Origin of the sequence: Tersicoccus sp. Bi-70 (assembly GCF_001968825.1) — a bacterium.
Lineage (GTDB): Bacteria > Actinomycetota > Actinomycetes > Actinomycetales > Micrococcaceae > Tersicoccus.
This window is the reverse complement of sequence record NZ_MIEU01000016.1, coordinates 335566-349029: the sequence shown is the minus strand read 5'-3', so window position 1 is coordinate 349029 and position 13464 is coordinate 335566. Positions and strand designations below refer to the sequence as shown.

Below are 13464 nucleotides of genomic sequence, written 5' to 3'. Positions count from 1 at the left end.
GTCATGCATGATCGCCCACCCGTCCGTCGTGGCCGTTCGCCCCGCCGGGCCCTGGCCGCCCTGACCGTCTTCGCCATGACGGCGGCGTCCGTGCTGATCGGCACGGTCGCCGGCGCCCCGGCCGCCTCCGCCGCGGAGGACGCGCCGGGATCGGCGACCACCGCCGGCCAGGTCAACGCGCAGGCGTTGCCGACCGCCCAGATCGACGGGGTGGTGTGGTCGCAGGCGATCGTCGGGGACACCGTGTACGTCGGTGGTGACTTCGCCACCGCGCGTCCCGCCGGCGCCGCCCCGGGCACCCAGACGGTGGCCCGGAAGAACCTGATGGCGTACCGGCTCTCGACGGGGGAGATCCTGCCCTTCGCCCCCCAGCTGAACGCCAAGGCCCTCTCGGTCTCCGCCTCGCCGGACGGGTCCCGGGTGTACGTGGCCGGTGCCTTCACCCAGGTCGACGGGCAGAACGTGTCCCGCGTGGCCGCGTTCAGCACCTCCACGGGCGCGCGCATCACGAGCTTCGCCCCGGTGCCGAACTCGCGGGTCACCGCGGTGGTCGCGACCAACACCACCGTCTACCTGGGCGGCTGGTTCGGTTCCGTGGGCAGCGCCACCCGCACGAAGCTCGCCGCGGTCAACGCGTCCAACGGCGCGGTGCAGGCGTGGAACCCGACGGTCGACGGGGGCGACGTCACCGCGCTGACGGTCAAGCCGGACGGCTCGCGCATCGTCGTCGGCGGCAACTTCACCAGCCTCAACGGCAGTGACAACCCCGGCTACGGTCTCGGCATGTTCAGCACCGACGGTGCGGGCACCCTGCTGCCGTTCACGGTGAACAACCAGGTGCGCAACGCCACCTCGAGCGCGGGCATCACCAGCCTGAGCACGGACGGCACCTACGTCTACGGGTCGGCCTACACCTACGGCCCGGGCACCCTGGAGGGCACGTTCTCCGCCACCTGGGACGACGGTTCGGTGCACTGGATCGAGGACTGCCACGGCGACACCTACAGTGCCTGGCCCGGCCCCGACGCGGTGTACACCGTCGGCCACGCCCACTACTGCGGCAACATCGGCGGCTTCCCGCAGACCAACCCGTGGAGCTTCCAGCGCGGGATCGCGTTCACCAAGGACGTCACCCGCACCATCACGGACGACGTCATGGGCTACCACAACTTCGGTGGCAACCCGGCGCCGAGCATCGTCCAGTGGTTCCCCTACCTCGATCCGGGCAGCTACACCGGCCAGACGCAGGCCGCCTGGTCGGTGACCGGCAACAACGACTACGTGGTCCTCGGCGGCGAGTTCCCGAAGGTCAACGGAACCGCGCAGCAGGGCCTGGTCCGGTTCAAGAGGAAGGCCGTCACGGCCGGCACCTCCGGCCCGGTCAACTCCGGCGCGAACGCCAACCCGTCCGTGACGTCGCTGGACGCCGGCACCGTGAAGATCACCTGGCCGGCCAACTGGGACCGTGACGACAAGACGCTCACCTACCGACTGTTCCGGGACGGCAACACCACGACCCCGATCTACACCGTGCAGAAGGACTCCAACTTCTGGCAGCTGCCGGGCATGGGCTTCGTCGACCGCGGTCTGGCCCCCGGCTCGGCCCACAGCTACCGGCTGTTCATCTCCGATCCGAACGGCAACGAGGTCCGCTCCAACGGCGTCAACGTCACGGTCAGCTCCACCGCCGCCAGCGCCTACGCCAAGACGGTGATCTCCGACGGGGCGAGCAACTACTGGCGGCTCTCCGACACGAGCACCACGTCCTCCACCGACTGGGCCGGCTTCTCCGACCTGGCCATGTCCGGCGGGATCACTCGCGGGGCCGGTGGCGCGATCGCCGGGGACAGCAACACCGCGACCTCGTTCAACGGGGCGAACTCCGGGCTCGGCGCCACCAGCGTCCAGCAGCAGGGTCCGAACACCTTCGGGGTCGAGGCGTGGTTCCGCACCACGAGCACCTCGGGTGGGAAGATCGTCGGCTTCGGCAACGCGAACACCGGCAACTCCAACCACTACGACCGCCACATCTACATGGACGAGCAGGGACGCGTGAACTTCGGCGTCTACACGGGCAGCACCCGGGTGATCTCCACGGCACCGGGCCTGAACGACGGCAAGTGGCACCACGTGGTGGCCAACCTGTCCTCGGCCGGGATGGAGTTCATCGTCGACGCCCGGCGCGTCGGCCGGATCGGCGACGTCACGGCCGGTGAGAACTTCGCCGGGTACTGGCGGGTCGGCGGCGACAGCACGTGGGCCGGGGCGAACTACTTCTCCGGTGACATCGACGACGTGGCCATCTACCCGGCGCCGCTGAGCCTGACGCAGGCCAACGACCACTGGGTCAAGGCCGGCGGGACCTCCACCGCGGTGGTCGCCCCCGCGGACGCCTACGGCGCCCGCGTGTTCCAGGACAGCCCGGACCTGTTCTGGCGGCTCGGCGAGAACGGCGGCACCACCGCCGCCGACTCCGGGCCGGCCGGCAGCCCGGGGACTTACTCCGGCAACGGACTGACCTTCGGGCAGACCGGCGCCGTGGCGGGCACCTCCAACTCGGCGGTCGCGTTCGACGGCTCCTCCGGCGAACTCGGCAGCAACGCCACCTGGGACAGCCCCTCCACGTACTCGCTGGAGACCTGGTTCAACACCGGCACGACGGTCGGCGGCAAGCTGATCGGCTTCGGCTCGAGCCCGAACGGCAACTCCGGTAGCTACGATCGGCACGTCTACATGCAGGACGACGGGCGCCTCGTGTACGGGGTGTGGACCGGGCAGGCCAACACGATCACCACACCCACCGCGTACAACGACAGTCGGTGGCACCACGTCGTCGCCACGCAGGGCAGCGACGGAATGAAGCTGTACGTCGACGGACAGCTGATCGACACCAACCCGCAGACGCAGGCGCAGCCGTACTCGGGCTACTGGCGGGTCGGCAACGACACGACCTGGGGCTCGTCGAGCTCCCACTTCAACGGCCTGCTGGACGAGGTCGCGGTGTACTCCGCGGTCCTGCCGGCGTCCTCGGTCAGCGCACGATCGCCTCGGGCCTCGGCGTCGCGGACGTCGGAGGCAAGTGGACGCTCGCGGCGTCCTCCGCCGCCACCTCCGTGGACGGCACCCGGATGACGGTCAACCACGCCACCGCCGGGTCGAGCAGCGCCGGTTACCTCAGCGCGGTCTCCTCGACCGCGGTGGATCTGACGGCGACGCTGACAGTCGACTCGGTGCCCAACGGCGGTGGCCTGTACGCCTCCGTGATCGGGCGCCGGGTCAGCGGCTCGAATTACAAGGCCAAGGTCCAATACCGCAACACCGGCCAGGTCAGCCTGCAGATCACCCGCAGCGCGGGAGGCACCGAGACGGTCCTGCAGAACATCATCGTTCCCAACCTCACGCTGACCGGGGGCGAGCCGCTGCGGCTCCGACTGCAGGTCACCGGGACGGGGACGACCAGCGTGCAGGCCAAGCTGTGGAAGCAGGGCCAGACCGAGCCGACCGCCTGGATGGTGACGGCCACGGACACGACGGCCGCCCTCCAGGTCGCCGGCCAGATCGGGTACGACACCTACCTGTCGGGCTCGACGACCACCCTGCCGGTGGTGTTCCACCTGGACGACCTCGTGGTCACGCCGACGCAGTAACAGGAACGATCCGGTGGCCCCGGCTGCGGCAGTCCCGCGGCCGGGGCCACCGGTCTGTCCGGCTCCGATACGCTGACCGTCTCCCCAGGAAGAGGAACCCATGACACAGCAGCCCGTCACCGCGGTCGACGTGGTCTTCCCGGCCACCCGGGACATCCCCGACTGGCAGGCCCGGCATGCGGCGGGTGAGGTGCCCGGGCGCTGGCCCTACGGCCTGGACGAGCTGGACCGCTGGTCCGGGGCCCTCACGGCCACCTCCGTGGCCGACCCCTCCGGCACCCGGAGCCGGCTGGCCCGCCTGCTGCCGCGACTCGGCCGGGCGACCCCCGTCCCCGGCGCCGCCCGAGACATCGCCCTGACGTGGGAGGAGAACACGGCCGTGGCCATGCGACGGCTGCACCGGCGTGCCGAGATGTACTGCGGCGTCATCTGGGTGACGGACTCGCTCACCCGCGCCGGTTACCCGCACGCGGACCTGCACCGGGCCACGCTGCGTGCCATGACCGGGGTGTGGGTGATCAGCCGCGCGCAGGTCGAGCCGCTGCGCGATTTCCTCGGTCCGGACGGACCGCCCGTCAGTTTCATCCGGTTCGGCGTGGACGACCGGTTCTTCACCGCGGCACCGTACCCGCAGCGCCCCCTGGTCGCCAGCGTGGGCGGAGACCGCGACCGGGACCCGGACACGCTGTTCGCGGCCCTCGAACAGGTCGCGCTCCGGGTCCCGGAGGCCCGGATCGTCGTCCAGAGCCGGTCCGAGCGGCCCGCCCCGGCCGGCGTCGAGAAGATCGATCACCTGACCCACCGGCAGTTGCGCGACCTGTACCGCCGTGCCTCCGTCGTCGCCATCGCCACCCGGCCCAACCTGCACGTCTCCGGGATGACGGTCAGCCTCGAGGCCATGGCGACGGGCCGACCCGTCGTCGTCACCGGCTCGCCGGGTCTGGAGGACTACGTCGAGGACGGCGTCACCGGCCTGCTCACCGGTCAGGGCGATCCGGCGGCGCTGGCGGACGCGGTCGTCGAGCTGCTGGCCGAGCCGGACCGCGCCCGGCGGATGGGGGAGGCGGCTCGCACCGCCGTCACCACCGGGATGACGACGCGGCACCTCGTCGCGGGCCTCGCGGGTGTCCTCGGTCTCGAGCCCGTCGCCGCGCCCGTGCAGGAGTCGACGGCCTGACGGCCCGACGGCTCGGACGGGCGGTGGCGTGACCCTCCCGACGGCTCGACCGGGCGGTGGCGTGATCCTCCCGACGGCTCCGGCGAGCGGTCTCGCCGACCGGGGAGTCGGTCAGGCCGTCGGCGCGGGCATCGTCGTCGCCTGCTGCTGGCGTCGGCGCGCCAGGTCGGCCCGGACGTAGAGCAGGTTGGGCACCACCTGGCACACGAGCACCGCCACGGCCGAGCCGATGATCGGTCCGCCCGGGCCGATCGCCAGGGTCAGCCACCAGGACAGGGCCAGGTTCACCGGCACCATCACGAGGATGGGCGCGACCTGGAACCGGAGCCCGCGCTGGTCCGTCATGTACATGCCCAGCGGGTACTTGACCGCCTGCAGGGCGACGAAGAGGACGAAGCCGGCCAGCAGCCAGAAGTCGAGGGTGATCCTGCCCGCGGAGACGAACGCGGCCAGCCACGGGCTGAGGACGGCGAGGACGAGGCCGAGCACGACGCCCATCCCCAGGAACGCCAGCGTCGGCTGCCACGGGGACTCGACCCGGTCGGCACTGCGCGCCGCGGCGAAGATCGGCCAGAGGGCCACGCCGGAGGCGGCGATGGTCTGCAGGATCAAGCCGAACAGCTGGCTCGCGAGGTTGTACTGGGCCAGTTCGCCGGGGCCGGCCAGGTGGCTGAGCAGCAGCCGGTCGGTCTGCATCGCCATCGGCAGCGCGATCATCTGCACCAGCATCGGCCACGCCAGGTGCACGGCGCGCACCCCGCGGTAGCGACGCGGATGGGGGATCAGCCGGACCGCCTCCCCGAGCTGGGGGCGGAGCACGCGGGCGACGACGACGAGGCAGATCACCGAGACGAGCGCGTTGCCGACGTAGGAGAGCGCCGACAGGCCGGCGCCGACGGGCAGTGCCAGCAGGGCGCACGTCCCGATCGAGACGAACATGAACGGCGCCACGACCGCCTGGCTGGCCACCTGCGTCGTCGTGCGGCCGAGCCCCACGAGGATGCGCTGGCCCACGGTGAGGGGGAGCGCGAGCCCGAACAGCACGAGGCAGAGGAAGGGCACCCACGCGGCGCCGGGCATCAGGCCCTCCCCGAGCAGGGCCGGCCACCAGCCGGCCAGGGTGATCACCGCGGCGACGGCGACCAGGATCGCCGAGGAGACGAGCAGGATGCGGAACGCGGTGACGACGGTGCGGCGAACGGTGTCGTCCCGCGCCGGGTCGTCCGAGCCGGCCACGGCGTTGATGACCACGGCGGCGATGCCGAGGTCGGCGAACGGCAGCAGCGTGGGGATGGTGGCGAGCAGCCCGTACTGGGCGTAGGCGGCGGTGCCGAACTCGGCGATGATCAGCCGGCTGGTGAGGATGCCCAGCACGCCGGACAGGCCCATCACGAGGATCTTGGCGGCCGCGGCGGAGCCGACCACCGACCAGACGCCGCGGCTCCCGCCGGGGGCACGACGGCGGAAGGGGGAGAGCAGGGGCACGGAGCGTTTCCTCACCGGTCGGCTGCGTCGAACATGGCGTCGTCGGCCGCGAGGCGTCCGTCCCGGGCGGGCAGACCGGCCCGCACCTCGTCCGGCGAGGGCCCGGACGCCAGCGCGGCGATCAGCGCGTCGGCGAGCACGGCGGCGTCCGCGTGCCCGTCCACGACCCGGTGGCCGTGCTCGGTGAGCCAGTCGGCCAGCCCCGTCTCCGTGGTCGTCACCACGCGGGTGCCGTGGGCGAGGGCCTCGACGATGGGCAGGCCGACCTGTTCGCGCCAGGTGCGGCTGGGCTGGGAGGGCAGGGCGAGCACGGCCGCCGCAGCCAGTTCGACGTGGATCCGGGCCCGCGGCGGGTCGATGAGCACCTCGATCGAGGGGTCCGTCGCGGCCGCCGCCTCGACGGTGCCCTGCAGGGCCCCCTTGCCGACGATGCGCAGACGCGCGTCCGGCCGGGCGCGCCGCACCACGGGCCACGCCTGCAGCAGCAGGTCGACGCCCTTGCGCTCGGAGAGGGCGCCGAGGAAGAGCACGCGGCCGGCCCGATCGCCGTCGTGCGTCCCCTCCATGGCGGCGCAGGAACACGGCTCCGGCAGGGCGGGCACGGTGAGCAGCCGCGCCCGGGTGGTCCCGAGGGCGCGTCGGTAGGTCTCCCGGGCGCCGTCCGTGCCGAAGACGACGACGTCGAGGCGGTGCCACAGCCAGTGCGCCAGCGCCCGCTCACCGACGCGGCGCACGCGGGACTTCAGCCCGGCGGACGCGGACGGCGGCGGGAACGGATCGGCGTTGCCGATCGCGTAGCTGACGACCCTGGTACGGGGCCGCCGGCGGAACAGGTCGCTGACCCGGACGGCGGCGACCGCGAGCGCCGCCGCCGGCACGGCCGAGAGCATCAGGGGCTCGTTGACCTCCAGTTCGCGGGGGGCGGACCCCCACAGCAGCCGAGCCGTGCGCAGCGGGCCCGCCTGCACCAGGGGCAGGCCGTCGGCCAGGGCCGCGTCGAAGTCGTAGCGGCGCACCCGGTAGAGGATCGAGGCGGGCCGCAGCGCGGCGGCGCGTTCCAGGTGCGCGGTGCGCACGGATTCGTAGACCCGGACACGGTCCAGCAGCGGGGCGCTCATCGGTGCCCTCCGGCCCGGCCCGGGACACGACGTTCGAAGCGCCGGCCGGACAGCCAGCCGGGGACCGCGGGGGGCCCGCTGTCCTCGTCCAGTCTTCGACGGTCCAGCAGCAGCAGACCGAGCGCGAGGATCAGCGTGGGCGCTGCCCCGTACAAGGGGCTGAACATCGCGTTCCACAGCGCGTAGGTGAAGAGGAGGATACGGATTCCGGCGGCTTCGGACGTCCCGAGCAGGTGGCTGAACGAATTGATCAGAACGATCAGGAGTACGGCGGCGAGCAGCAGCCCGGCGACGCCCATCAGCGCCCACGCGTCGGCCACCGTGGAGTGCAGTTCGAAGCTCGTGCCGAACATGTAGCGCTCCACGTAGCCGTTGTTGGGCCGGTAGTTCAGGGCCGCCATGCCGGTCTTTGCGACGGCGATGTCCGTGCTCGAGGGCAGCGCTCCGAGTCCGAAGCCGAGGGGGCGGTACTGGAAGAGGGCGATGGTCGCCCCGAGCTCCGGGCGGCCTCCGAGGATGAGGTTGCCGGAGGTCTCCACCTGGGCGAGGGACCGCTGCTGTGTCTCGGCCCCGAGCAGTCCCTCGGTGGCCATGGAGGACCCCACCAGGTAGACCCCGACCAGCAGTACCCCGAGTCCGAAGATGCTGCGCAGGCGGGTCAGGGGCGTCGACCTGTTCCGGGGGATCAACCGCCAGAGGGTGACGAGCAGCACCAGGACGAGGATCGAGAACAGGGACCGGGAGTCGTTGAGCGCGGAGACGGTGGCCAGCACGGCGGTCACGACGATCGTCCCGATGCGGGTCCGGAACACCTCACACAGCCCGAGGGACAGCACCGTGACCGGTATCGCGAGGGCGAACTTCCACGGGTTGCTGCTGGAGAGGGAGTGGTTGACGAAGATGTTGACCGTCATGCCGATGCTGTAGAGCACCGCGATGGCGCCGGGGGAGAAGTACGTCCGGGCCCACAGGACGGCGCCGACCGATGCGGCGATGCCGACCATGAGCATGGTCGTGGCGATGGTGAGGGAGGTGTCGGTCTGCCGCTCCAGGTTGGACCAGCCGGTGAACCACAGGCCCGTACACACGGCCAGGACGGTGAGCACCGCCACCAACAGGGCGTAACGATAGCGGCGCAGGGCCGGCAGCCACCACGGGGTGGCGGCGATCGCGGCTGCGAACCCGAGCGTCACGCCCGCCATGAGGTTGAGGCGGATCCCCAGGACGGCAATCACGCATCCGGCCAGCAGCATCCGCAGCGTCTGGCCGGAAGGACGGTCGACCGCGAACCAGCGCGGCCGGGATGCCGCCCGGAGATGACGACGCCGGGCCCGGTGCGGCCGGGTCAGCACCGTGGTCACGGCCACTCCCCGGCCCGGACGAGGGCGCACTCATGCGCGAGCCGTCCGTCACGGACGGCGCCGACGATTCGCTGACGCACACTTCCCCCTGCGAGAACCCCACTCGCGGCCGGCGCAGATGCCGACCACCCCCTGCTCGATGCTATCAAGGCGGGCACTCGCGGCCCAGACGTGTCCACGTCAGCGGCGGGGGTCTCCCGCCGCCCGGAGCCGCACGGGACGGCCGAGCAGGTGCGCCGCGGCGATGCGGGTCCCGGCCAGGGTGCCGCGCGCGGCCGCGCCGACGGGTGCCACCGGGTGCAGCAGTTGCCGCCGGCCGCCCTGCAGCAGGATCTGCCAGGCGCACCACGGCGCCAGCAGCAGCCAGCGCCCCACGGTTGCCCGGTCCAGGTGGTCGACGGCGTACTGCAGCCGGTTGCGGGTGTTGAAGTAGTAGTAGGTGGGCGACTTGCCGAGCTGCTCGGGCCCGGTCCGGTGGGTCGCTCCCTCGTCGTGCACGGCCACCGCGTCCTCGCGGACCTCGAGCCGCCCGCCGGCCTCGAGCACCCGCGCGGACAGGTCGACGTCCTCCCAGTAGAGGAAGTACGTGTCGCTGAACCCGCCGCACGCGTCCCACAGGTCCGCCGAGACCATCAGGCACGCCCCGGAGAGCCACTCGCGGACCTCGGCGCCCGGTTCGCGTCGGCGCCGCGACCGCATCAGCCCCGTGCGCAGGTACAGGTCCGCTCCGGCGAACCACACGCCGCCGTCCGGCCGGTGCACGGCCGGGGAGACCAGCAGCAGCGGGTCCGCGATCACGGCGTCACCGAGCACGCCGACGGCGTGCGCGTCGATGCGGGCGTCCGGATTGAGCAGGAGGAACCGGGTGGCCCCCGCCCGCCGGGCCGCCGCCACCCCGTGATTCATACCCGTGCCGAAACCGACGTTGACGTCCTCGGGAACGAGGTGCCAGCCGGACCGTTCCGCCAGGTCGGTGATCCGGGTGCGTTCGTCCGCCGTCGTCGGATTGTCCACGACGACGACGGTCGCCTCCGGGCACGCGGCGGCAGCCGCGGCCAGATTGACGGCGAGCAGCTCGCTCGAGCCGTAGTTGACCACCACGATGCCGAGCCCCGCGTCGTCGGCCCCCCTGTTATCCTGCACGAGCCTCACCCTATCGAGGTCCCTGCGGCCGGTGGGCACACGAGCAGCTCATGACGGGGACAGGGCGAGCGCGGGGGTCGGGGCGCGAGAATCGGGGGAGCATGAGTGAGCGTGACCGTGCGGCGGAGCCGCGACCGGTGACCTTGACGATCGCCGTCCTGACGTACCGGCGTCCGGACGACCTGGCGGAGTTGCTCCCGCTGCTGGTCGACCAGGCCACGTCCGCCGCGGCGTACCGGGTGGACGTGATGATCGTCGACAACGATCCCGAGGCGGGGGCCGCCGCATTCGTGCGTGACGGTGCCGGGCGCGGGCCCGTCCGCTACGTGCACGAGCCGCGGCCCGGCATCGCCGCCGCCCGCAACCGTGCCCTGGACGAGGCGTCCGACGCGGAGCTGCTCGTGTTCATCGACGACGACGAAAGGCCGGGACCGGACTGGCTGGCCGACCTGCTGCGCGTGCGGGAACGCGAGGGCTGTGCTGCCGTCGTCGGGCCGGTCGTCTCCCGCTACGCCGTCGAACCCGACCCGTGGATCGCCGCGGGCGAGTTCTTCCGCCGCCGCCGACTGCCCACGGGCACGGACGTGGACGTGGCCGCGACGAACAACCTGCTGCTGGACCTCGGGAGGGTCCGCGCGCACGGGCTGCGGTTCGACGAGCGCTTCGGTCTGATCGGCGGCGAGGACACGCTCTTCACCCGGGCGCTGGTCGCCGCAGGGGAGCGGCTGGTGTGGTGCGACGAGGCCGTCGTCACCGACGTGGTGCCCCCGGCACGGCTGACCCGCTCGTGGGTGCTGAGGCGGGCGTTCAGCAGCGGCAACGCCGCGGCGCTGGTGGAGGCCGAACTGCATCCGGGATGGTCCGGACTGCGGCGGCGTGCGCGCCGGGTGGGGGACGGACTGGTCCGCGCCGCCGGTGGCGGGGCGAGGGCGGTGCTCGGCACCGTCCTGGCATCACCGGCACATCAGGCCAAGGGCTGCCGCACCGCGGCCCGTGGGGCCGGAATGATCAGCGGCGCCGCCGGCTACCGGTACGGCGAGTACCGCCGGACCTGAGACCGATCGCCTCCCGGAAGGCGGCCAGGTGGGCCTGCCCGGCCCCGCTCCAGTCCCGGCCCGTCAGGTCCGGCCGGTCCCCGGCGCCCAGACCCTGGACGGCCGAGGACGCCCGCTGCAGGTCGGCCGCGGTCAGTTCGCCGTCGAACAGCTGCACCCAGGGGGCGCCCACCTCGTCCGCGAGCCTGCGGTTGACCGTGTTGTCCGGCACCAGGACGGGCCGGTTCAGGGAGAGAGCCGTGAGTGCGCCGCCCGAGTTGTGCATGTGCCGATAGGGCAGCACCACGAGCTGCGACGAGCCGACCACGTCGACCAGTTCGGCGTCGGTCAGGAACGCCAGCCGGGTGCTGATGCGGGGGTCCTGTGCGGCCGCCTCGGTGAGCGTGCCGGCCAGCTCCGGGCTGGACGGGCGGCCGCCCACGACGAGCGACCATGCCTCGCCGTCCAGATCCCTGAAGGCCTGCACCAGGGTCTCCGTGCCCTTGTAGCGGCGGATCAGGCCGGCGTAGCCGAAACGGCCGGGCACCGGTGCCGGCCCGGGGTGGGCGGCGAACCAGTCCCGGTAGTGGCCGTGCGGGATGGTGCTGACGGTCTGACCGGGCGGCAGCTCCGTGCTGGTGTTGAGCCGGATCCGGTGCGTCGTGAGGTGATCGAAGGCGAGCAGCAGGATCCGCTGCACCGGGGAGAGGCCCTCGGGCAGCGCGAGGTTGTGCACGGTGCGGACCACCGGGGTGCGGGTGATCGCGAACCGCCCGAGGAGCAGGGCGAACAGGGCCTGCCGGGCCGCCGTCTTCACGGGTCCGTGCCCGTCGACGAGGATCTCGGGCCAGTGGGCGTGGAACACGTCGTACCGGCCCAGCAGCGCGGTCCGGTAGGAGAAGTAGTGCAGCTCGAGGCCGGGTGTCCGCTCCAGAGCCTGCGCGAGCATGACGATGTAGGGGTTGGTGGTCGGCCGCGGTCGTGGGAACGAGGCCAGCACCCGCACCGGCTCGGGCATCACCCGGCGGTGGAGTCGACGCGCTCGCGGGTGTCGGCGTCGTTCTCCGGCCGCATCGTCTCCACGGCCCGCCGCCACAGGGGCTCCGACCGCGCATCCGTGCGGTAGTAGGCGCCGGAGCGGGGCAGGCGCACGCCGTTGATCGCGACGCCGAGCACCTTCGCGTTGATGGTGTTCAGCGCCTCGATCGCGTCGCGCAGCTGCGCACGTCGGGTGGCGCCGGCACGAACCACCAGGATGGTGCCGTCGGCGAGCTTGGCCAGCGGCAGCGTGTCCGTGACGGGCAGCAGCGGAGGGCTGTCGACGACGATCAGGTCGTAGCTGCGGCCGAGCTCGGTGAGCACGTTCTCCGCGGACGCACTGTTGAGCAGCTGGTTGGGGTTCGGCGGCACCGGCCCGGAGGGGAGCACATCGATGGTCTCGACGCGGACCACGGCCTCCTGCAGGGTGGCCTGCTCGATCAGCACGCTGGACAGGCCCACGGACGCCTCGATCTGCAGGCGGTCGGCGACACCGGGACGCCGCAGATCCGCGTCGACCAGCAGCACCCGGGCACCGGACTCGGCGATCGCCAGGGCGAGGGCGACGGCCGTGGAGGTCTTGCCCTCACCGGCGGCGGGGGAGCTGACGACGACGGTGCGCAACCGGGCGTCGACCTCCATGAACTCCAGGTTGGTCCGCAGCAGGCGGTAGGACTCGGCGGCGGTCGACTGCGGGGCGGTGATCATCACCGACGACGCCGTCCGCCGGTTGGCCAGCCGCGCGAGGCTGGCCAGCACCGGGGTGTCGGCCACGCGGTGCACGTCGCGGTCCCGGCGGATCCGGGTGTCGAGCACCTCGCGGATCAGGACGTACAGGACGGCGAGGAGAATGCCGATCGCGAGCCCGGCGATCACGTACAGGCGGGTGTTCGGCGCGAACGGGGCATTCGGCTGCGTCGCCGCGGACACCGTGTTCAGCACCACCGAGGGCCGGTTGTTCGGGCCCGGGGGAGCGAGACGCTCGACCTCCGTGCCCAGCGACTCACTGACGGCGTTGGCGATCCGTGCCGCCTCGCCCGGTGAACCACTCGTCACCGTGATCTCGATGATCACGGTGTTCAGCGGGATGTTGGCCGAGACCTGGTTGTCGAGCGCCTGGGCCGTCGTGTCGAGGCCGAGCTTCTTGATCACCGGGTCCAGGACGACGGGCATCGTCGCGAGGCGGGAGAAGGACTCGACCTGGTCCTGCGTGTAGGTGGATCCCTGCACCAGTTCCTGGACGGTCTGCCCGCGCTGCGACGAGACGTAGACGCTGCTCGTGGCCCGGTAGCTCTCCCGGGTGGTCATCGCCAGCGCACCGGCCACCACCGCTCCCAGCAGTCCGGCCACGACGACCAGCACCCAGTACCTCTTGACCACGCGGACGAACTCGCTCGGTTCCACCACGCATCGACCCCCCTCCGTGTCGTGCTCCCCACGTACACACTACTCTGTGGTCCC

Annotated in this window: 10 protein-coding genes; 4 read left to right on the top strand and 6 right to left on the bottom strand. The window is 72.2% G+C overall.

Translation table 11 applies throughout. From position 1 onward, the window contains the following. The first annotated feature begins 3 nt into the window (after positions 1-3). The 3 genes from BGP79_RS14145 (at position 4) to BGP79_RS14135 (ending at position 4824) form a co-directional block, all read left to right on the top strand. Complete coding sequence (locus BGP79_RS14145) at positions 4-3132, top strand: LamG domain-containing protein (RefSeq protein WP_143588434.1); 3129 nt, start codon at positions 4-6, stop codon at positions 3130-3132. Next, positions 3129-3647 carry a hypothetical protein gene (locus BGP79_RS14140; RefSeq protein WP_143588433.1) on the top strand — a complete coding sequence of 173 codons (519 nt, stop codon included), beginning with the start codon at positions 3129-3131 and terminating at the stop codon, positions 3645-3647. The genes BGP79_RS14145 and BGP79_RS14140 overlap by 4 nt, the downstream gene beginning before the upstream one ends. Before the next feature lie 100 nt (positions 3648-3747). Beyond that, a complete protein-coding gene (locus tag BGP79_RS14135) occupies positions 3748-4824 on the top strand; it encodes a glycosyltransferase family 4 protein (protein ID WP_076696556.1) in 1077 nt (358 codons plus the stop codon). A 111-nt stretch (positions 4825-4935) separates the two neighbouring features. Here the strand turns inward: BGP79_RS14135 and BGP79_RS14130 are convergent, their stop codons facing one another. The 4 genes from BGP79_RS14130 to BGP79_RS14115 form a co-directional block, all read right to left on the bottom strand. Further along, on the bottom strand, positions 4936-6309 hold the full coding sequence (locus BGP79_RS14130; RefSeq protein ID WP_233121554.1) for an oligosaccharide flippase family protein: 1374 nt from the start codon (positions 6307-6309) through the stop codon (positions 4936-4938). A gap of 11 nt (positions 6310-6320) precedes the next feature. Beyond that, a complete protein-coding gene (locus tag BGP79_RS14125; RefSeq protein WP_076696554.1) occupies positions 6321-7427 on the bottom strand; it encodes a glycosyltransferase in 1107 nt (368 codons plus the stop codon). Further along, positions 7424-8788 carry a hypothetical protein gene (locus tag BGP79_RS14120; protein WP_143588432.1) on the bottom strand — a complete coding sequence of 455 codons (1365 nt, stop codon included), beginning with the start codon at positions 8786-8788 and terminating at the stop codon, positions 7424-7426. The genes BGP79_RS14125 and BGP79_RS14120 overlap by 4 nt, the downstream gene beginning before the upstream one ends. 180 nt (positions 8789-8968) lie before the next feature. Further along, positions 8969-9931, bottom strand: a complete 963-nt coding sequence (locus BGP79_RS14115; RefSeq protein ID WP_076696550.1) for a glycosyltransferase — start codon at positions 9929-9931, stop codon at positions 8969-8971. Positions 9932-10032: 101 nt separating this feature from the next. On the opposite strand from BGP79_RS14115, the gene BGP79_RS14110 reads away from it, so the two are divergent. Further along, positions 10033-10986, top strand: a complete 954-nt coding sequence (locus BGP79_RS14110) for a glycosyltransferase family 2 protein (protein ID WP_076696548.1) — start codon at positions 10033-10035, stop codon at positions 10984-10986. Here the strand turns inward: BGP79_RS14110 and BGP79_RS14105 are convergent. Then, positions 10940-11983 carry a glycosyl transferase gene (locus BGP79_RS14105; protein ID WP_076696546.1) on the bottom strand — a complete coding sequence of 348 codons (1044 nt, stop codon included), beginning with the start codon at positions 11981-11983 and terminating at the stop codon, positions 10940-10942. The genes BGP79_RS14110 and BGP79_RS14105 overlap by 47 nt on opposite strands. After that, entirely contained in the window at positions 11983-13410 is a 1428-nt protein-coding gene (locus tag BGP79_RS14100) for a polysaccharide biosynthesis tyrosine autokinase (RefSeq protein WP_083701950.1), read from the bottom strand. The genes BGP79_RS14105 and BGP79_RS14100 overlap by 1 nt, the downstream gene beginning before the upstream one ends. Between the last annotated feature and the right edge of the window lie 54 nt (positions 13411-13464).

What these genes read in the sequence shown, in the direction of transcription:
- BGP79_RS14145 (WP_143588434.1), top strand. Translation starts at nt 4, where the DNA reads ATGCATGATCGCCCACCCGTCCGTCGTGGCCGTTCGCCCCGCCGGGCC.
- BGP79_RS14140 (WP_143588433.1), top strand. Translation starts at nt 3,129, where the DNA reads ATGACGGTCAACCACGCCACCGCCGGGTCGAGCAGCGCCGGTTACCTC.
- BGP79_RS14135 (WP_076696556.1), top strand. Translation starts at nt 3,748, where the DNA reads ATGACACAGCAGCCCGTCACCGCGGTCGACGTGGTCTTCCCGGCCACC.
- BGP79_RS14125 (WP_076696554.1), bottom strand. Translation starts at nt 7,427, where the DNA reads ATGAGCGCCCCGCTGCTGGACCGTGTCCGGGTCTACGAATCCGTGCGC.
- BGP79_RS14110 (WP_076696548.1), top strand. Translation starts at nt 10,033, where the DNA reads ATGAGTGAGCGTGACCGTGCGGCGGAGCCGCGACCGGTGACCTTGACG.
- BGP79_RS14105 (WP_076696546.1), bottom strand. Translation starts at nt 11,983, where the DNA reads ATGCCCGAGCCGGTGCGGGTGCTGGCCTCGTTCCCACGACCGCGGCCG.